At 63.7% G+C, this 17,631-nt stretch carries 20 protein-coding genes and 1 tRNA gene; 11 read left to right on the forward strand and 10 right to left on the reverse strand.

The window, feature by feature from the left end; all coding sequences use genetic code 11:
- Positions 1-56 precede the first annotated feature (56 nt).
- On the reverse strand, positions 57-410 hold the full coding sequence (locus AC3IR3_RS03865) for a hypothetical protein (protein ID WP_489195704.1): 354 nt from the start codon (positions 408-410) through the stop codon (positions 57-59).
- 267 nt (positions 411-677) lie between these two features.
- Here AC3IR3_RS03865 and AC3IR3_RS03870 point away from each other — a divergent pair, with 267 nt between their 5' ends.
- The 4 genes from AC3IR3_RS03870 (at position 678) to AC3IR3_RS03885 (ending at position 3,351) form a co-directional block, all read left to right on the forward strand.
- The gene (locus AC3IR3_RS03870; protein ID WP_489195705.1) at positions 678-1,661 is read left to right on the forward strand and encodes a biotin--[acetyl-CoA-carboxylase] ligase; all 984 of its coding nucleotides are present in this window, start codon (positions 678-680) and stop codon (positions 1,659-1,661) included.
- The gene (locus tag AC3IR3_RS03875) at positions 1,658-2,416 is read left to right on the forward strand and encodes a type III pantothenate kinase (protein WP_489195706.1); all 759 of its coding nucleotides are present in this window, start codon (positions 1,658-1,660) and stop codon (positions 2,414-2,416) included. Before AC3IR3_RS03870 ends, AC3IR3_RS03875 begins: the two co-directional genes overlap by 4 nt.
- A gap of 53 nt (positions 2,417-2,469) precedes the next feature.
- Positions 2,470-3,240 carry an SPOR domain-containing protein gene (locus AC3IR3_RS03880; RefSeq protein WP_489195707.1) on the forward strand — a complete coding sequence of 257 codons (771 nt, stop codon included), beginning with the start codon at positions 2,470-2,472 and terminating at the stop codon, positions 3,238-3,240.
- A 35-nt stretch (positions 3,241-3,275) separates the two neighbouring features.
- Positions 3,276-3,351: transfer RNA gene (locus AC3IR3_RS03885), tRNA-Thr, on the forward strand.
- 216 nt (positions 3,352-3,567) lie between these two features.
- Here AC3IR3_RS03885 and AC3IR3_RS03890 read toward each other — a convergent pair.
- The gene (locus AC3IR3_RS03890) at positions 3,568-3,921 is read right to left on the reverse strand and encodes a CopG family antitoxin (protein ID WP_489195708.1); all 354 of its coding nucleotides are present in this window, start codon (positions 3,919-3,921) and stop codon (positions 3,568-3,570) included.
- Positions 3,922-3,925: 4 nt separating this feature from the next.
- The gene (locus tag AC3IR3_RS03895) at positions 3,926-4,240 is read right to left on the reverse strand and encodes a BrnT family toxin (protein ID WP_489195709.1); all 315 of its coding nucleotides are present in this window, start codon (positions 4,238-4,240) and stop codon (positions 3,926-3,928) included.
- Positions 4,241-4,669: 429 nt separating this feature from the next.
- On the opposite strand from AC3IR3_RS03895, the gene AC3IR3_RS03900 reads away from it, so the two are divergent.
- From AC3IR3_RS03900 to AC3IR3_RS03915, 4 genes are all read left to right on the forward strand, one after another.
- Positions 4,670-5,062 carry a rhodanese-like domain-containing protein gene (locus tag AC3IR3_RS03900; protein WP_489195710.1) on the forward strand — a complete coding sequence of 131 codons (393 nt, stop codon included), beginning with the start codon at positions 4,670-4,672 and terminating at the stop codon, positions 5,060-5,062.
- Between the two features lie 8 nt (positions 5,063-5,070).
- The gene (rocF, locus tag AC3IR3_RS03905; protein WP_489195711.1) at positions 5,071-5,991 is read left to right on the forward strand and encodes an arginase; all 921 of its coding nucleotides are present in this window, start codon (positions 5,071-5,073) and stop codon (positions 5,989-5,991) included.
- 98 nt (positions 5,992-6,089) lie between these two features.
- Positions 6,090-7,460 carry a tryptophan--tRNA ligase gene (locus AC3IR3_RS03910; RefSeq protein WP_489195712.1) on the forward strand — a complete coding sequence of 457 codons (1,371 nt, stop codon included), beginning with the start codon at positions 6,090-6,092 and terminating at the stop codon, positions 7,458-7,460.
- Between the two features lie 2 nt (positions 7,461-7,462).
- On the forward strand, positions 7,463-7,786 hold the full coding sequence (locus tag AC3IR3_RS03915) for a hypothetical protein (protein ID WP_132142048.1): 324 nt from the start codon (positions 7,463-7,465) through the stop codon (positions 7,784-7,786).
- Between the two features lie 56 nt (positions 7,787-7,842).
- Here AC3IR3_RS03915 and AC3IR3_RS03920 read toward each other — a convergent pair whose 3' ends face one another.
- The 6 genes from AC3IR3_RS03920 to pdhA form a co-directional block, all read right to left on the reverse strand.
- Positions 7,843-8,226, reverse strand: coding sequence for a VOC family protein (locus AC3IR3_RS03920; RefSeq protein WP_489195713.1), 384 nt, complete (start codon positions 8,224-8,226; stop codon positions 7,843-7,845).
- Positions 8,227-8,300: 74 nt separating this feature from the next.
- Complete coding sequence (locus AC3IR3_RS03925) at positions 8,301-8,765, reverse strand: YehS family protein (RefSeq protein ID WP_489195714.1); 465 nt, start codon at positions 8,763-8,765, stop codon at positions 8,301-8,303.
- A gap of 83 nt (positions 8,766-8,848) precedes the next feature.
- The gene (locus AC3IR3_RS03930) at positions 8,849-9,463 is read right to left on the reverse strand and encodes a glutathione S-transferase family protein (RefSeq protein ID WP_489195715.1); all 615 of its coding nucleotides are present in this window, start codon (positions 9,461-9,463) and stop codon (positions 8,849-8,851) included.
- Between the two features lie 130 nt (positions 9,464-9,593).
- The gene (locus tag AC3IR3_RS03935; RefSeq protein ID WP_489195716.1) at positions 9,594-10,979 is read right to left on the reverse strand and encodes a dihydrolipoamide acetyltransferase family protein; all 1,386 of its coding nucleotides are present in this window, start codon (positions 10,977-10,979) and stop codon (positions 9,594-9,596) included.
- Positions 10,980-10,999: 20 nt separating this feature from the next.
- Entirely contained in the window at positions 11,000-11,980 is a 981-nt protein-coding gene (locus AC3IR3_RS03940) for an alpha-ketoacid dehydrogenase subunit beta (RefSeq protein WP_132142043.1), read from the reverse strand.
- A gap of 12 nt (positions 11,981-11,992) precedes the next feature.
- The gene (pdhA, locus tag AC3IR3_RS03945; protein ID WP_489195717.1) at positions 11,993-13,072 is read right to left on the reverse strand and encodes a pyruvate dehydrogenase (acetyl-transferring) E1 component subunit alpha; all 1,080 of its coding nucleotides are present in this window, start codon (positions 13,070-13,072) and stop codon (positions 11,993-11,995) included.
- A 293-nt stretch (positions 13,073-13,365) separates the two neighbouring features.
- On the opposite strand from pdhA, the gene AC3IR3_RS03950 reads away from it, so the two are divergent.
- Both AC3IR3_RS03950 and AC3IR3_RS03955 read left to right on the forward strand, forming a co-directional pair.
- Entirely contained in the window at positions 13,366-14,214 is an 849-nt protein-coding gene (locus AC3IR3_RS03950; protein WP_489195718.1) for a tryptophan 2,3-dioxygenase, read from the forward strand.
- Positions 14,215-14,320: 106 nt separating this feature from the next.
- Positions 14,321-15,832: a peptide MFS transporter gene (locus AC3IR3_RS03955; protein WP_489195719.1), complete on the forward strand. Its 1,512-nt coding sequence runs from the start codon at positions 14,321-14,323 to the stop codon at positions 15,830-15,832.
- Positions 15,833-15,989: 157 nt separating this feature from the next.
- Here the strand turns inward: AC3IR3_RS03955 and AC3IR3_RS03960 are convergent, their stop codons facing one another.
- A complete protein-coding gene (locus AC3IR3_RS03960; RefSeq protein ID WP_489195720.1) occupies positions 15,990-16,439 on the reverse strand; it encodes a MarR family winged helix-turn-helix transcriptional regulator in 450 nt (149 codons plus the stop codon).
- Positions 16,440-16,550: 111 nt separating this feature from the next.
- Between AC3IR3_RS03960 and hppD the strand changes: the two genes are divergently transcribed.
- Positions 16,551-17,615 (forward strand): 4-hydroxyphenylpyruvate dioxygenase, encoded by a 1,065-nt coding sequence (gene hppD, locus AC3IR3_RS03965; protein WP_489196876.1) that lies wholly within the window; start codon positions 16,551-16,553, stop codon positions 17,613-17,615.
- Positions 17,616-17,631 lie beyond the last annotated feature (16 nt).

Consider the following 17,631-nt stretch of genomic DNA (forward strand, 5'->3'; position numbering starts at 1 on the left):
ATATCGGGACGAAGGGATCGAAACGGAAGTGTTGCCGACGGCGAAGCGTCAGGCGTTCAGAGCATCGAGCCGGGCAGTAACGACTGCCAGCTGGGGTTTTGCGAGCGGGCAGTCGGTGCGGGCGAGCCATCGCGCTGGCTTTCGTCCGCTTCGCCGGTGGACGGCATGGCCGTGCTGGTATTACGCGAGGTGGTGCCGACGTTGCGCGTCGACATGATGTCGCCGCCATTCTCGCTGTTACGCGACGAGCCCTGTGCACTACGCGACGAACCGCTTTCGAAGTTTGCCGACGACGCAGCATTCCCGCCCACCGAGAGCAGGTTGCCGGTCAGGTCGACACTCGATGCGACAGCGGTACCCGTGGCACCGGTGACACACAGCAGTCCGAACACGTATGTTCTGGCATTCATCGGGTAACCCCTAAGAGTCCCGTGGGGACGGCCGATCCTCTCAGAAACTTTCGGGGCTCGCCAGTGCCAGGAGCCCCGGGCTGGCGGGTTCTTCCTTTTATTTCGAAAGATCATGCGCTTAGATGCCGGTAGGCTACCTTGCCCGGGCTGATCGACGGCTATATTGTCCCGGAAATGGGCGTGCGCCTTCACGCTGCCTTAAAATCGGCCGATGTGCCTCATCGTCCCCCTACGTTCCTCCTCCGTCCGTACGGCACGCGCGCCCTGATGCTCGCCCGCGATCTTCTCGAGGCCCTCGCGACAGGCGAGGCCGTATCGGGTGCCGCGCTCGCGCGTCGCGCCGGCGTGACCCGTGCGGCCGTGTGGAAGCAGATCGAGGCGCTGCGCCTGAAGGGCGTGCCGGTCGAGGCAAAGGTCGGCGGTGGATACCGGTTGCCGTGGCGCACCGAACTGCTCGATCCTGCGCGCATTCGCGAGCATCTCGCCCCGGACATCGCGCAGGACCTGGGGCTGCTGGAAGTGCACTGGGAGATCGACTCCACGTCGAGCGAACTCCAGCGGCGGCTTCCCACCCTGGACGACTGCAGCATCGTCATCGGCGAAATGCAGTCGGCGGGGCGCGGCCGGCGCGGCCGGGCGTGGCTGTCGCCGCCAGGTATGAATCTGTACCTGTCGATACTCAAACGCTTCGACGGTGGCTTCGCGGGAATGACCGGCCTGTCGCTGGCCGTGGGTGTGATCCTGATGCGCGCGCTCGACGAACTCGGCATCCGCACGGCCGGACTGAAGTGGCCGAACGATGTGCTGGCCGGGCAGGCGAAGCTGGCGGGCATTCTCGTGGAGCTCAGCGGCGAATACCTCGGCCCCTGTACGGCCGTGATCGGCATCGGCGTCAATATTCGTCTTCCGGATGCGCTGCACGAACTGGCGGAACAACCGATCACCGATCTTGCTTCGCTGCGTGGCGACGATCCGCCCGGTCGCAATCGCGTCGCGGGGGTGCTTATCGAAAAACTGGTGGAAGGATTGCGCCAGTTCGACCGCCAGGGTTTCGCGGGTTTCGTCGCGGACTATGCGCGGTACGATTTGCTCAAGGGCGAGCCGTTGCGGGTGATCGGCGCGCAGAGCGAGTTCTCCGGAACGGGCGAAGGTGTCGATCCTCGCGGCGCGTTGCTGGTGCGCCGCGCCGAAGGCGATATCGTTGCGATCGACAGTGCGGACGTTTCCGTGCGCAGACAGGGAAAGCCATGATCCTCCTGCTCGACCTCGGCAATACCCGGCTCAAGTTCGCGCTGCTGGACGGCGACGAATTCGTGCGCCGCGGCGCCTTCGGCTGGGATGCGGACATCGGCCACGAACTGGAGCTGCTCTGGCAAACCTGGCCAGTGCCCGAACGCATCGTAGGCGCTTCCGTCGTGGACGCGGCGCGCGAAATGCTGGTGTCCGACGCGGCACGCGACGTCTTCGTGCGTGCCGTGCAGTGGGTGCGTTCGCCGGCGCAAGCCTGTGGCGTCGTCAACGCTTACGCCGAACCCCAGCGTCTCGGTGTCGACCGCTTCCTGGCCATGGTCGATGCGAAAGCCAGCGGACGGGCGCCGTGCGTTCTCGCCAGCGTCGGCACGGCATTGACGCTGGACGCGCTGGCCGCCGACGGCCGTCATCTCGGCGGCTGGATCGCGCCGGGCCCGTTGCTGATGCAGCAGTCGGTGCTGGGTGCGACGGTGCAGGTGCGACCGTCCCGGACAGGCAGCCTGCGCGACCTGGCCGACAACACCGCCGACGCCCTGGTATCGGGCTGCTGGCAGGCCGCCGCGGCGCTGGTCGACCGCTTCGTGACGCGTGCGTCCGGCTCGCTGGGGGGCTCGCCCACCATCACGCTGGGCGGTGGCGATGCCGATGTCCTCGCTCCCTTGCTCGACTATCCGGTCACGCTGGTTCCCGATACCGTGCTGCGCGGTCTGGCCGTATGGGCCGCGACTCATTCCCCGAGCGGCGATTCCATCTAGAATCCACGCCGTTCGCGGGCCATCGGGCCTCACGTCTTCCGCAAAGGCCTTCGATGCTGCCTCGCCTGCTTTTCGTCCTGCTGATTGCCCTGAACATCGCTGTGGCGGCGTGGCTGTGGCTCGGGGACAGCAGCGTGCACGCGGTCGATCCCACGGACAAGGGCGTACCGAAACTGCGTCTGCTGGCCGAGTTGCCGGCGCCGGCCATGTCGATCGCGGCACCGGCGAGACCCGTTGCCCTTGTGACCCCGGCTTCGTCCTCGCCAGTGGCGCCGGCATCCGCCGCGCCCGTGCCCGTGCAGTCGGTGGCTGCCGCGCCGTCACCGCCTCCCGCACCGGCGTCCAGCGCGGGGGAAAGCACGCGCCGCAGCTACCGCTGTCTCGCGCTGGGGCCTTTCTCGAATCAGGCCGATATGCGCGCGGCCCGCACCGCGCTTTCTCCGCGAACGGCCCGCATGCGCTCGCGGCAGGAGCAGACCAGCCAGTCGCGCGGATGGCGCGTTTTCCTGCCCGCTTACGCCACGCGCGAACAGGCGCTGGCCGAGGCACGCAAGCTGGAAGCCAAGGGCGTGAAGGATTATTTCGTGGTGACGGCCGGCGACCTGCAGAATACCGTGGCGCTGGGTCTGTTCCACGACCCGGCCAATGCGCGCAAACGTCGCGACGAGGTCGCCGTGCAGGGTTTCCCGGCGAAAATGAGCGAACGTACGGAGACCACGCCGGTCTGGTGGCTGGATCTGGTGGTGGCCGACGACGCGAATTTCGACTGGAAACGCAGCGTCCGTACACCGGGCATCGCCACGCGCTCGACGGGCTGTTTCTGAGCCTGCGTCCATCCTGCTAGAATCGCCGCCCTGATGCCGGCATAGCTCAGTTGGTAGAGCAACCGCCTTGTAAGCGGTAGGTCCCCAGTTCGAATCCGGGTGCCGGCACCAAGAAAATCAAAGACCTGCCTTCGGGCGGGTCTTTTCGTTTATCCCCTAGGCAATACCTGGGAGAAATCCATCCGACTCAGAAGCGCGCTTTCAACGTGCAGAAGCATTTGGATGAGGCGGTCGCCTGCAACGATATGGTTGTGCTGGTCATGTGTGAGAACGTTCTTGGCCCTTGGCATAAAAAACCCGCCGAAGCGGGTTCTCTATCTTTTGTAGTCAAGCTTGGCGGCGGAGGTCTCCAGCCAAGGATTCAACCTTATTGAATTCGGCCTCGCGTTTTTCCGCTTCGCCGATACGCTCTGACAGGATGGTCTTAATCTCTCCTACAGCCCATCGTTGGAGCAGATCGCGGACCATAGGCTGATAACCGACGCCACGATACTTCGCAATCTCCTTCAATACATTCAGGAGGTCCTGGGGCAGGCGGATCGAAATTGCCTGCATGTTGAGGCCCGTGGCCTTGTCGATCATTGCGGTCTCTTCAGCCGACGCGGCGCGTGCGCTATCGCGGCTAAGCCCGAGCTTGCCATCTTCCCAGTTCTCTATGGATCCCGGGATCTTGTTGCTCATCTTGTTACTCCTCGTAGGGCCAGCAGGCGGGCAGTCCAGCTAACTGACGGTACAGTTCAAGGTGTTTTTCGTTTGTAGGTTCGAAGCCGGTTTTGATCTCGATATCGCCATCGCGGCGGACGAAACAGACCTTCAGCATACGGTCGTGATTCGTTGGGGCCATGAACCACCACGTTGGGGGATCAGTCTTGTGATCCTCCAACGTGTCTTCAAAGTAGAATCCTTCACCGTTAGCGAAGCACTCAATCACCTCTTTTTGCGTGATGCCATGCTTGTCTCGAAGTTTTTCGATGACAGCCTTGGAGAACTTGAAGCCCACGGACATCTCTCCTTGTCGGCCATGCATTGTATATACAATCTTATGCGGCTTCAATGGGCATAACTTTAGCGTGTATATACAATCATGACCTGTATATATGTGTTGTGAAGCGAGGACGCAATAGGCCAGCGGTCGTAGGTTTCAACCAAAGCGTTCAGATTCAGGCTCCAGCGTCCCGCGTACGCCATGTCGTCCGTTCCGTACAGTTATATTGTCCACGCCTCGTGCCTTCTCTGTGTGTTGCTAGCTACCGCGCCCGAGGACTAGGACCCAGCCCTGAGATTCACAAGCCACAGGCTGTCTTCACCAATGTCCGCTCAGAATGCAGACGCTGGAATCCGCAGCCGGGAAGCCGGGTTTCGCGAAACGGCCCGGCCCGGTTACCGCACTGCAATGAGACTGTCCGGACGCCCGATGTACACTCGGCGGATGATTCGTTTTCGCATGATCCTGCTGATGCTTGTACTGTCGCTGCCGTTATCCGGCTTTGCTCAGGACGTCACCCGTCCCGCTTTCGCCGATCTGCAGCAGCGCCACGCCGCGCCGCTCCTGCTCGATGTGCGCACGCCCGCCGAATACGGCGACGGGCATATCGCCGGCGCACTGAACGTACCGGTCGACGAAATCGCCGCGCGGCATGGCGTGCTCGGCGTGCCGCGCGATCGCGAAGTCGTCGTTTACTGCAAGTCCGGCAAGCGCGCCGCACGTGCCCGCGATACGCTCCAGTCGCTCGGTTACACCAACGTGCATCTGCTCGAAGGCAGCGTCGACGCCTGGCGCGCCGATGGCCGTCCTCTCGTGCGCGAACACCCCTCACCCTGAGAACATTCATGAGTCCTGTTACCCGCTCGGTCGCCCTGGTGGGCGCGCCTACCGATATCGGCGCCGGTCATCGCGGCAGTTCCATGGGCCCGGAAGCGCTGCGTGTCGCTAATCTCGGTGCGCGTCTTGCCCGCCGTGGCATGCACGTCGTCGATCGCGGCAACCTCACCGGTCCGCTGAATCCATGGGCGCCGCCGACCGACGGCTATCGCCATCTGGACGAGGTCGTCGCCTGGAATACGGCTGTCTACGATGCCGTCTATGCCGAACTGAAAGAGGGCAACCTGCCGGTCATGCTCGGCGGAGATCATTGCCTGGCGATCGGTTCCATCACCGCCGTGGCCCGGCATTGCCGCGAGAAGGGTACGAAGTTGCGCGTGATCTGGCTCGATGCCCATGCGGACTTCAATACCAGCCAGATCACGCCATCGGGCAATATCCACGGCATGCCCGTGGCCTGTCTTTGTGGCTACGGTCCCGATGCGCTGACCGGATTGGGCGACGTGACGCCCGCGACATCGCCGGACGTTTTCCGCCAGATCGGCATTCGTTCGGTGGACGAGGGCGAGAAGCGGCTCGTGCACGAAGTGGGCGTCGACATCTACGACATGCGTTATATCGACGAGATCGGCATGAAAGCCGCTATGGAAGAAGCGCTGGCCGATATCGACGCAAACACGCATGTCCACGTCAGCTTCGACGTCGATTTCCTCGATCCTTCCATTGCCCCCGGCGTGGGCACCACGGTGCGCGGCGGTCCGAACTACCGCGAAGCGCAGCTGTGCATGGAGATGATCGCGGACACCGGCCGCGTGGGTTCGCTGGACATCGTCGAGTTGAATCCCGCGTTCGACAAGCGCAACCAGACGGCCCGTCTCGCGGTCGACCTGGTCGAGTCGCTGTTCGGCAAATCGACGCTGATGCGCTAGCAGCCCGCGGCCCGCGACGGCCTGCCGCAGGGCGGAGTCGCGCTATGTCGGGCCGGGCGAGCTAAACTCGAGGGGTTACCCGCCAGCCCAAGATCGCCATGCATACACGCGTACTCACCGGTATCACCACCACCGGCACACCGCACCTCGGCAACTATGTCGGTGCGATTCGTCCGGCCATCGTGGCCAGCCGCGATCCGAACGTCGACGCCTTTTATTTCATGGCCGACTATCACGCGCTGATCAAGAGCGACGACCCGGCGCGCATCGAGGCGTCCCGCTTGCAGATCGCGGCGACCTGGCTGGCCGGCGGGCTCGATGCGAACCACGCCACGTTCTACCGGCAGTCGGACATTCCGGAGATTCCGGAACTGACCTGGCTTCTGACCTGCGTGTCCTCGAAGGGCATGCTCAATCGCGCCCACGCGTACAAGGCGGCGGTCGACAAGAATGTGGAGTCCGGCGAAGACGCCGATGCGGGCATCACGGCTGGGTTGTACATGTATCCGGTGCTGATGGCTGCGGACATCCTCGCATTCAATGCGAACAAGGTGCCGGTGGGGCGCGATCAGATCCAGCATATCGAAATGGCGCGCGATATCGCGCAACGTTTCAACCATATCTATGGCCGCGAGTTCTTCGTGTTGCCCGAAGTACAGATCGAGGAGCAGGTGGCAACGCTGCCCGGACTCGACGGGCGCAAGATGTCCAAGAGCTACGACAACACCATTCCGCTTTTCGAGGGCGGCGCCAAGCGCTTGCGCGAAACGATCATGCGCATCGTGACCGACTCGCGCCTGCCGGGCGAGCCGAAGGAAACGGACGATTCGGCGTTGTTCACCATCTTCAAGGCCTTCGCGACGCCAGCGGAAACGGCAGCTTTCGCCGAGGCGCTGAAGGGCGGCCTGGGATGGGGCGAAGCGAAACAGGTGTTGTTCGAGCGCGTGGAAGCCGACGTGGCGCCGATGCGCGAGCGCTACGACGCACTGATGGCGCGTCCCGACGATATGGAAGACATCCTGCTTGCCGGTGCGGCGAAGGCCCGCGCTATCGCGGCGCCGCTCGTTGCTACGCTGCGCGACGCGGTTGGCTTGCGTAGCGCGAAGCATCGCCCCCAGCCGACGGCCGTCGCGTCCGTGGCGGTGCATGCCGGCAAGGCGAAGCCGCCGCGTTTCGCCAGTTTCCGCGATACGGACGGTAGCTTCCGTTTCCGTCTGTTTGCCGCGGACGGCGAGGAGTTGCTTCTCTCGCAGTCCTTCGCCGATCCGAAGGCGGCCGGTGCGCTTCGCCAGCGCCTCGGAGCCCTGGGTGGCACGAACGCTGCGGTGGAATCGCGCGACGGTCATATCGCACTGATGCTGGATGGCGCGGTAGTCGCCACCAGTCCCGCGCATCCGGACGATGCCGCCCGTGCCGCCGCCGTGTTGCGCTTGCGCGGTGCGCTCGACGCACTGGCCGAGGCGGAATAGCCATGCGTTATCTCGCGATCCTGTTGCTGGCGCCGTGGCTGCTGATCCTGGGCTGGGCTTATTGGGCCTATCCGAAGACGCTGATCCGCAACGCGACCCGGCGTGCGTTCGACGTGCTGGCATTGATCGCCGCAGCGGTGGCGTCCGTGCAGCTTGCGGTGATCGCGTTCGACTCCGTCGAAATCAAGCAGGTCGGCGACTTCGGGCCGGAGAGCGGCGGCATCTGGAAGCAGGTGATTCCGGCGCTGTATGGCTATGGCGGTTTTCTTGCCGTGCTGGCGCTGGCGATGCTGGTTCGCTACTACGTGTGGCGCCGCCGACCATAGAAACCCGTTTGCCGGTCGTTCGAGCCCGCCAACGGGCTCCTACACAGGCAAGCGTTTTAATCCCAGCGATTGAGGTTCGGTCCGAATTCCTCACCCTGGCGATGCACGACACAGAAGCGTTGACCTGTCGGCGCTTCCATCACCCACCACCTGTCTTTCACCATGGCGATCCGCGTCGCGCCCAACGCTTCGAGACGTGCCGCTTCGGCTTCCAGATCGTTGGTTTCGATGTCCAGGTGCACGCGGCTGTCGTGCTCCACGCGCTGAAGCAGGATGCGTAGTTCGTCGGGTGGGGTATCGAGTTCGGCGTATTTGCCATCGCCATCCTGATCGGTCGTGACGATGGGCTTGCCTAGCGCGCGACTCCAGAACTGCGTGGCTTCGGCAAGGTCGTCGACTTTGCAGTCGAGGACCAGCGTGCACAGGCGGCTATGGTGCATGACCTTGTCTCCGGACCTTGCTGTGGTTGTCCGTCGAACGCTAGCAGAGCGTCCGCGATGTCGCCATGGAAGGATCAGCCGGGCCGCAGGCGCAGCGTAAGACCCTTCAGGAAATTGCGCAGGAACTGGTCGCCGCAAAGACGGAAGTTGGCGTGCTTCGGCTGCCGGAAGAGAGCGTTCATTTCCTGCTTGGAGACGGGGAATCCCGCCGCCTGCATGATTTCGTGGAGGTCGCTGTCCTTCAGTTCGAAAGCGACGCGAAGCTTCTTCAGCACCACGTTGTTGTTCACGCGCTTTTCGACCGGGCGGGTCGGCTGGCTTTCGTCGCGACCGCGGCGCCGGACGATCAGGCCGTCGAGGAAGTGCGCCATGATTTCGTCGGGGCAGGCCTTGAAGCCTTCCTCGTCCTCGCGGCGCAGCCATGCGTTCACATCCGCCAGTTCCACGGTCACGCCGGTCAGCCCGATCATCTCGACGACATGGAAGTCGGCCAGATCGAGCATGTAGCGGATGCTACGAAGAGTGTCGTTGTTGAGCATGGAGAGGGGATCCTAAAACGCTAGGGTAACGCAGCACGGTCAAAGTCGCGCCTTATACCCCTCCCGCAGGGCGATCGCCGAGGTTATTCTGCCGGCGTATCCCGGAACGGCGGCAACGCCTCGGCGCGTTCGGCGAAGGCCGCAAGGCGTGGATAGCGCTCATCATGCAGGAATTCGGGCAGGGCGTCCTTGGCGAATCGCCACGCCACCGCGGTGGTGATGTCCGCCTGCAGGGGTTTTGTCCCGAACAGCCAGCCATCGCCCGGGCCGATCTGGTCTTCCAGCGCGCGATACGCCGCATGCAGCTGGCCGTCGACGCGATCCAGCCAGGGCTGGTGACGCTTTTCTTCGGGGCGCTTGTTGAGTTCGTAATAGACCTGTACCGCCTTCTCGGCGGCGACGAGCGCGAGGCCCACGATGCGCAGCGATCGCGCGTATTCGCCGATATCGGTCGGGGTCAGTCGCAGGTCGGGTGCGACCAGGCGTTCGAGGTAGTCGAGGATAAGGCTCGAATCCATCAGCACCACGCCGTCGTCCGTCACCAGCGTCGGCGCTTTTACGGCGGGGTTGATCGAGGCGAACGTATCGAAATCGCGAAACACCGAGAGCGATTCATGGGAAAAGGGCAGGCCCATGAATTTGCAGCTGACGGCCACGCGACGTACGAAGGGCGAATCGAGCATTCCGATCAGGCGCACGCGACATGACTCCATAAGGATGATGGCCCCATTGTGACCGTATGGGCGTCGTATTTGTAGGAGCGCTTCGAACACGATGGCGCAAGAAAAAAGCCCCGGGATATTTCCCGGGGCTTTTTTTGAACCTGCCTTAGTTCGGCAGTCCGAGGTCGTCGATCATCGCCTTCAGGAAGCGGGCGGCTTCGCCACCCGTGGCGGCGCGATGGTCGAAGGTCAGCGACAGTGGCATGCGGCGGTGGACTTCGATGCCGCCCATGACGGCGACCACATCGTGGCTGAGCTTGCCGGCGCCGACGATGGCGACGGTCGGCGGAACCACGACGGGTGTCGCGTAGCGGCCGGCGAACATGCCGAAGTTCGACAGGCTGATCGTGTAGCCCGAAAGCTCCGAAGCCGGGATGCTGCGATCTTCGACCTGCGAACGCAGGCGCTTGATCGCGGCGCGGACGCCGGCGCCATCCAGTACGTCGGCGTTGCGCAGGGCGGGAACGAACAGGCCGTCGTCGGTATCGACCGCGATGCCGATGTCCACGTGCGGATGCAGCGTGCGGGTGAGGTTCTTGCCGTCGAACCATGCGTTCAGTGCCGGCACGGTCTTGCAGGCCGTGACGATGGCGCGGATCAGGCGGGCGGTGATGTCCTGCTTGCCGATCCAGGCGTGCAGGTCGGCATCGTCGACGATGGTGGTCGGCACGACGTTGGCGTGAGCCTCGGCCATGACGCGCGCCATGTTGCGACGAACGCCCTTCAGCTGTTCGGGCTGACCCATCGCCTGCGAACCGGGAGGCGACGTACGGACCGGCTTGCCGGCCAGCGACACGGGCGTGCGCTGCGGTGCCGGGCCCGGCTCGGGCAGCGTGGGCGCCAGATGCTGCGCGGCGGCCGAACGGACGGGGGCGGCGCCGAGCGCGGCCGAGCCGTCCGCGGCGGCGTCCTTCACGTCCTTCATGGTGATCACGCCGCCGGCGCCCGACGGCGCGACGCGGGAGAGATCGATCTTCATCTTCTTTGCCAGCGCGCGCACGGCGGGGACCGCCTTCACGCCACCGACCGTACTGACCTGTTCGGTGTGCACGTGGCTACCGCTGACCATGGCGCCGACGACGGTGCCTTCGTCTTCGCGGTCGGCTTTCTTGCCGTTCGATTCGATCTCGCCGCCGTCGTCGGACGCGACAACCTTGCCGGCATCGTCCGGCGCCGGGCTGCCGACGCTTTTCTTCGGGCCGTGATGATGGCCCGTGGCTTCCGCCTCGGCGCGCTGTTTGGCGTTCGGGTCGATTTCGATATCGACCACTTCGGCGCCGGTATCGATGATATCGCCGGCCGCACCGTAGAGCTTGGTGACCTTGCCGGAGTAGGGCGAGGGCACGTCGACGACGGCTTTGGCGGTTTCCATCGACACCAGCGGGGCGTCGAGCTTGATCGTGTCGCCTACCTTGACGTGCCACTCGACGATCGTCGCGTCGGGCAGGCCTTCGCCGAGGTCGGGCAGGTGGAAGGTTTTGATATCGGCCATGGTGGTCGGTTCCGTATGGGTTAGCTGGCGGCGAGCGTGCGCTGGGCGGCTTCGACGATGCGTTCGACGCTGGGCAGATACTTCATTTCCAGACGGAACAGCGGAATATGCGTGTCGAAACCCGTCACGCGTTCGACCGGAGCGAGCAGGCTGTAGAGGCATTCCTCGGACAGGCGCGCGGCGATCTCGGCGCCGTAGCCGGCCGTTTTCGGAGCCTCGTGCACGATGACGCAGCGGCCGGTCTTGGTGACCGATTCGGCGATCGTGTCGAAGTCGAGCGGCGTGAGCGTGGCGACGTCGATGACTTCGGCGCTGATGCCTTTCTGCGCCAGCTCGTCGGCGGCTTCGAGGCATTCCTTCACCTGGGCGCCCCAGGTGACCAGCGTGACGTCGGTGCCGTCGCGCAGGACGAAGCACACGTCCAGCGGCAGCGCTTCGCCGTCGTCGGGCACTTCTTCCTTGTACTGGCGATAGATGCGCTTCGGCTCGAAAAACATCACCGGATCGGGATCGCGGATCGCGGCCAGCAGCAGACCGTAGGCGCGCGCGGGCGACGACGGCATAACGACGCGCAGGCCCGGGATGTTGGTGAACAGATGCTCGTTCGCTTCGGAGTGATGTTCCGGCGCACGGATGCCGCCGCCCCACGGGGCGCGCCACACGGCCGGTACCGTCATGCGACCGCGCGTGCGGTTGCGCAGACGCGCGGCGTGGCAGGCGATCTGTTCCATCATCGGATAGATGAAGCCTTCGAACTGGGCTTCGGCGACCGGCTTCATGCCCTGCACGGCCAGGCCGACGGTGACGCCGGCGATGGTGGTTTCGTCCAGGGGCGTGTCCAGCACGCGCCATTCGCCGAACTTTTCCTGCAGGCCCTGCGTGGCGCGGAAGACGCCGCCGTTGACGCCGACGTCTTCGCCGAGCACCACGACGCTTTCGTCGTGCGCCATTTCATAGGCGAGCGCCTGGGTAACGGCTTCGATAAGAGTAATTTGTGCCATGGGATGAATTCCTTACGACTGGCGATCGAGGGAGGCGACGAAATCGCGCTGCGCGACGAGGTCGGCGGGGAGTTCGGCGTACAGATAGTCGAACATCGCCGTCGCCGGCTGGGTCTTGGTCTCGAGGTATGCATCGACCTCTTTGTCCATCCAGTCGTCGCATTCGGCCTTCCAGGCCTCTTCCTTCGCTTCGTCCCACTTGCCCTTTGCTTCCAGCCACTTGCGCAGGCGCGGCACGGGGTCGCGGTCCCAGGCGTCCTTCACTTCCTGCTCACCGCGGTAGCGGCGGGCGTCGTCGGCGGTGGTGTGGTCGCCGAGGCGGTAGGTAACCGCTTCGATGACCGAGCCACCCTGGCCACTGCGTGCACGCTCGAGCGCGTCTTCCATCGCCTTGCGCACCGCGATGATGTCGTTGCCATCGACCTGGATGCAGAACAGGCCGGCCGCCAGACCCTTCTGGGCCAGCGTATTGGCGCCCGACTGGATGCGGCGCGGCACCGAAATGGCCCACTGGTTATTCACGATCACGGCGACCAGCGGCAGGTTCTGCGCGCCGGCGATGTTGATGGCGCCGTAGAAATCGCCCTTCGACGAACCACCGTCGCCGATGGTGCAGACGGCGACGCGCGGTTCGTTGCGGATCTTGAACGCGAGCGCGGAGCCCGCGGCATGCAGACACTGCGTCGCGATGGGTACGCACCAGGCGAAATCGTGCTTCGGCGCGTCGGCGAAATCGTTGCCGCGCTCGTCGCCGCCCCAGTACATGTAGACCTCGCGCGGCTTCACGCCGCGATACAGCTGTGCGCCGTATTCGCGATAGCTGACCGCCAGGGAATCTTCCCGGCGCATGGCGCTGCCGATGCCGACGTGGGCGGCTTCATGGCCGAGGCACGAGGCATAGGTGCCGAGCTTGCCGGTGCGCTGCAGGGCGATCGACTTGGCGTCGAACACGCGCGTGGACACCATGAGCTTGTAGAGCTCGACCATATGGTCGAGATCCTTTGCGAATTCAGGCAGTTCCTTGCCAACTTCCTTGCCATCCTGGTCAAGGTACTGCAGGTATTCGATTTCGAACTTGGCGGCGATGGACACGACTCGCTCCCGGAGTGAGTAAAGATTTAGCGCATTACGAGGGAGGCGGCAGCCCATCCAGCGGGACGTGCACACACTTCAGACCTTTGCGGGGCGCACTAGATATCAGGGGTATTATGACGCGGCAAGGGACGGCGCAGCATACGGGGCCGTCTGGCCGGGGTGGTTAAGGATGCTCTGAGCCAGTTTACACCTGCGTAAACTGGCTCAGAGCATCCTTCAGCCGTGTAGAGACCGCACGTACCCATCAAATAATCTTAAGATTGCGGGCTTAACTGGGGTATGGCGGCTTCATGACCGATCGGCAGCGTGAGCTCGAACCTGGCATCCGGACCGACCTCGAAGGTCGCCTGACCTATGGGTCGTACCTGAGGCTGGACCTGGTCCTGGCGGCGCAGCAGCCGCTGTCCGACCCGCCGCACCACGATGAAATGTTGTTCATCGTGCAGCACCAGACCTCCGAACTCTGGCTGAAACTGCTGATCCACGAACTTCGTGGCGCCATGGCGCACCTGCGGGCGGACGATGTCGACGGCACCCTGAAAATTCTTGCGCGGGTCAAGCAGATCCAGCGCCAGCTCTACGAGCAGTGGGCCGTGCTGGCCACCCTGACGCCGACCGAGTACCTCGAGTTCCGCGAAGTGCTGGGCCCGTCCTCCGGGTTCCAGTCGTTGCAGTACCGCATGGTCGAATTCATGCTGGGCAACAAGCTCGCGGACATGCTCAAGGTATTCGAGCACGACCCGGTCGCGCTGGCCGCCCTGCGCGAGGTGTACGAGGCTCCCAGCCTGTACGACGAATTCCTGCGTTATCTCGCGCGCCGCGGCCACGCGGTGCCCCCGTCCTTGCTGGAACGCGACGTTACCCAGCCGTACCGCAGCGAGCCGGACCTGTTTCCCGCGCTGCGCCGTATCTACGAGGACACGGGGCATTACTGGCCGGAATACCACCTGTGCGAACAGCTGGTGGATGTCGAGGAAAGCTTCCAGCTCTGGCGATTTCGCCATATGAAGACGGTGGAACGCATCATCGGCTACCGGCCGGGCACCGGTGGGTCGTCTGGCGTGGCCTTCCTGCGCCGCGCCCTGGAGCAGACATTCTTCCCCGAATTGCTGGAAGTCCGCACCGTTTTGGGCACCTGATGCTGCGCACGCATTTGACGGGGCACCACCCGGGCGGTTAAACGTGCACGTCGCCTTCACGTCCATCGGAAGGACGCCGACGCCACCGTAGCCCCAAGGGAAGCCCATGACGCCAGCCGTTACCGAGACCGCACGCCCCATCCCCGAATTCCCGCAGACGCTGGGTCACCCCCGTCCGCTGTGGATGTTGTTCATGACGGAGTTCTGGGAGCGCTTCGCGTTCTACGGCATGCGCTGGGCCCTGACGCTTTACATCGTGGCGCAGTTCTTCAACCACGATCAGGCCGGACAGGCCTATGCCAGCCGCACTTACGGCGCGTACCTGGCGCTGGTCTACGCTTCGGCGATTTTTGGCGGCTATGTCGCCGACCGCATCCTCGGCTATCAGCGCTCGATCCTGGTCGGCGCGGCCGTAATGGGCACCGGCCTGTTCATGGTGATGATGCCCAACCAGCAGATTTTCCTGGCCGGCCTGGCCACGGTGATCGTCGGCAACGGGCTGTTCAAACCGAACATCTCGTCGCTGGTGGGCCAGATTTACGCGCAGGGCGACGATCGTCGCGACCGCGGCTTCACCATTTTCTACATGGGTATCAATGGCGGCGGCCTCGTCGCGCCGCTGATCACCGGCTGGCTCGCTTCGGTGCTGAGCAATACGCCGATGGAGCAGAACTACAAAGTCGTGTTCGCCGCGTCTGGCGTGGGCATGATCTTCAGCCTGATCTGGTTCTGGATCGGCAAGCACCAGCTGAAGGGTATCGGCGTGCCGCCGCCGGAGCGTAACGAGGCCAAGAGCCTGCTCATGGTCGTGGTCGGCATCATCGTCGCTATTCCGCTGGTTTATCTGCTGATGGCCAAGGCGGGCGCGATCGTGATCGCGTGGCTGCTGGGCGCCTTGTTCATTGGCGTCGGCGTGATGCTGGTCGTCGAGGCGATCCGTCACGGCAAGGTGCAGATCCATCGCGTGATCGCGATGCTGCTCCTGTTCGCGTTCAACGTGACCTTCTGGATGTTCTTCGAACAGGCCGGCAGCTCGTTCAACTTCCTCGCCGAAAATATCGTCAACCGCAATATGTTCGGCGGTTCGTTCGTGTTCCCGACTGGCTGGTTCCAGTCGGTGAACTCCGCCGCGATCCTCGTCTTCGCACCGCTGGTGGCGCTGGCCTGGGCGTGGTCGTCGCGCATCGGTCGCGAGCCGTCGATTCCGCGCAAGTTCGGCCTTGGCCTGATCTTCAACGCGCTGGCGTTCCTGGTGCTGATGTATGCCCTGGCCAAGACGGTCGACAACAACGGGCAGATCCCGTTCTGGCCGCTGGCGCTTTGCTACGTGATGCAGACCCTTGGCGAGCTGTGCCTGTCGCCCATCGGTCTTTCGATGGTGACCAAGCTGGCGCCGAGCAAGGTCGTGGGACTGGCGATGGGCGGCTGGTTCCTGTCGACCGCCATCGGCAACAACCTCTCCGGTCTGCTCGCCGGCCATATCAGCGGCGAGAACGGCATGACCGTGCAATCGGCGCTGGACGGTTTCACCTTCAGCTTCTGGCTGCTGCTGGGTGCCGGCGTGGCACTGTTCCTGATCGCGCCGCTGATCAACAAGTTGATGCATGGGGTGAAATAAGAGCGGGGATGGGGGGTGGGAAGTGGGGGCGTGCTTCCGGCAGGCGTTTGAGGGGACTGGTATCGCCCGGCGGATGTAACGTCTGCGTGGAGCTTGTCGTTCCCTCAGACGCCCGCCGGAAGCGCGCCCCCACTTCCCACCCCCCACCCCCGCTTTTTTACGCCGCCATCAGCTTGTCGAGGATGCGACTCAGCCACGCGCGCTCTTCATCGTCCAGCTTCGCCAGAAGCTCGCGCTCGTGCTCGCGGGCGAGGGGAGCGACCTCGTCGTGGATCGCCCAGCCCGCTGCCGTCAGCTGCAGTACCGACCGGCGCTTGTCGCCGTCGTGGGTGCCGCGGTCGACCCGGCCGGCGTCGACCAGCCGCGCCAGCGCCCGGCTGACCGCGACCTTGTCCATGGCGGTCCGTTCGGCCACCTCGCGTGCCGACAGCCCCTCGAAGCGGGCTAGCACGGCCATCACGCGCCACTCGGTCATACTCAGCTCGTAGCGTTGCTGATAGTCGGCGGCGATGGCCTGGCTGACCGTGTTCGACAGGATCGACAGCCGGTAAGGCAGGAAATGTTCGAGTTCCAGGGGCGCGTGCGCCACGTTCGGTCTGGCGGACATGCTGCGCCGCTCCTTGCAAATGGTTTCATATGAAACTATAACTCAGGGATACCCAGCGCAAACCGCTTTGCACGCCAGGAGACCCCCATGAGCGCCCAGACTAACATCGGTATGGAAGTCACCACCTTCGAGAACCCGCAAGGTGTCGATGGCTTCGAATTCGTCGAGTTCGCCGCGCCCGATCCGGCGCTGTTGCACAAGCTGTTTCCGCGCATGGGCTTCATTCCCGTGGCGAAACACAAGACGAAGAAGATCACGCTCTATCGCCAGGGCACCTGCAACTTCCTCGTTAACGAAGAGCCCGATTCCTTCGCCGCGGACTTTGTGGCAAAGCACGGTCCCAGCGCTTGCGGTTTTGCGATCCGTTTCAACCGGCCCGCGACCGACGTCCTCGAGACGGCGCTCGGCAACGGTGCGGAAAAGCTCACCCACAAGACCGAAACGCTCGCTCTGGACGTGCCCGTCATCGAAGGCATCGGCGGCGCGGCGCTTTACCTGATCGACAAGTACGGCGAGAAGGGCGAAGTCTACGAAGACGAATACGACTGGCTGCCGGGCGTCGATCGCAATCCGAAAGGCTTCGGCCTGACCTTCATCGATCACCTGACGCACAATCTGCACTTCGGCAACATGCAGAAGTGGTCGGAATATTACGAGCGTCTCTTCAACTTCCGCGAAATCCGCTACTTCGACATCAAGGGTGCGAAGACGGGTCTTGTTTCGAAGGCGATGACCGCACCGGACGGCATGGTCCGCATCCCGCTGAACGAGTCGTCGGACGAGAAGTCGCAGATCAACGAGTATCTGAACGAGTACAAGGGCGAAGGCATCCAGCACATCGCCATGTTCACGGACAACGTCTACGAAACCGTCGAGGCGATGCGCGAGCAGAACGTTGCGTTCCTCGATACGCCGGACACGTATTTCGAAGTGATCGACCTGCGCATGCCGGGGCATGGCGAAGACGTCGCGCGGCTGCAGAAGAACAAGATCCTGATCGACGCGGACGACGAGACTAAAAAGAAACTGCTGCTGCAGATCTTCACGCAGAACAACATCGGACCGATCTTCTTCGAGATCATCCAGCGCAAGGGCAACGAAGGTTTCGGCAACGGCAACTTCACGGCGTTGTTCGAGTCGATCGAGCGCGATCAGATGCGTCGCGGCGTTCTCTGACACAAAGGCCATCTCG

This window comes from Luteibacter sp. GL_149, assembly GCF_057834065.1.

Coding starts and splice junctions, on each gene's coding strand:
- AC3IR3_RS03865 (WP_489195704.1), bottom strand. CDS start 410: ATGAATGCCAGAACATACGTGTTCGGACTGCTGTGTGTCACCGGTGCC.
- AC3IR3_RS03870 (WP_489195705.1), top strand. CDS start 678: ATGCTCGCCCGCGATCTTCTCGAGGCCCTCGCGACAGGCGAGGCCGTA.
- AC3IR3_RS03875 (WP_489195706.1), top strand. CDS start 1,658: ATGATCCTCCTGCTCGACCTCGGCAATACCCGGCTCAAGTTCGCGCTG.
- AC3IR3_RS03880 (WP_489195707.1), top strand. CDS start 2,470: ATGCTGCCTCGCCTGCTTTTCGTCCTGCTGATTGCCCTGAACATCGCT.
- AC3IR3_RS03890 (WP_489195708.1), bottom strand. CDS start 3,921: ATGAGCAACAAGATCCCGGGATCCATAGAGAACTGGGAAGATGGCAAG.
- AC3IR3_RS03900 (WP_489195710.1), top strand. CDS start 4,670: ATGATTCGTTTTCGCATGATCCTGCTGATGCTTGTACTGTCGCTGCCG.
- rocF (WP_489195711.1), top strand. CDS start 5,071: ATGAGTCCTGTTACCCGCTCGGTCGCCCTGGTGGGCGCGCCTACCGAT.
- AC3IR3_RS03910 (WP_489195712.1), top strand. CDS start 6,090: ATGCATACACGCGTACTCACCGGTATCACCACCACCGGCACACCGCAC.
- AC3IR3_RS03915 (WP_132142048.1), top strand. CDS start 7,463: ATGCGTTATCTCGCGATCCTGTTGCTGGCGCCGTGGCTGCTGATCCTG.
- AC3IR3_RS03920 (WP_489195713.1), bottom strand. CDS start 8,226: ATGCACCATAGCCGCCTGTGCACGCTGGTCCTCGACTGCAAAGTCGAC.
- AC3IR3_RS03925 (WP_489195714.1), bottom strand. CDS start 8,765: ATGCTCAACAACGACACTCTTCGTAGCATCCGCTACATGCTCGATCTG.
- AC3IR3_RS03935 (WP_489195716.1), bottom strand. CDS start 10,979: ATGGCCGATATCAAAACCTTCCACCTGCCCGACCTCGGCGAAGGCCTG.
- AC3IR3_RS03940 (WP_132142043.1), bottom strand. CDS start 11,980: ATGGCACAAATTACTCTTATCGAAGCCGTTACCCAGGCGCTCGCCTAT.
- AC3IR3_RS03950 (WP_489195718.1), top strand. CDS start 13,366: ATGACCGATCGGCAGCGTGAGCTCGAACCTGGCATCCGGACCGACCTC.
- AC3IR3_RS03955 (WP_489195719.1), top strand. CDS start 14,321: ATGACGCCAGCCGTTACCGAGACCGCACGCCCCATCCCCGAATTCCCG.
- AC3IR3_RS03960 (WP_489195720.1), bottom strand. CDS start 16,439: ATGTCCGCCAGACCGAACGTGGCGCACGCGCCCCTGGAACTCGAACAT.
- hppD (WP_489196876.1), top strand. CDS start 16,551: ATGGAAGTCACCACCTTCGAGAACCCGCAAGGTGTCGATGGCTTCGAA.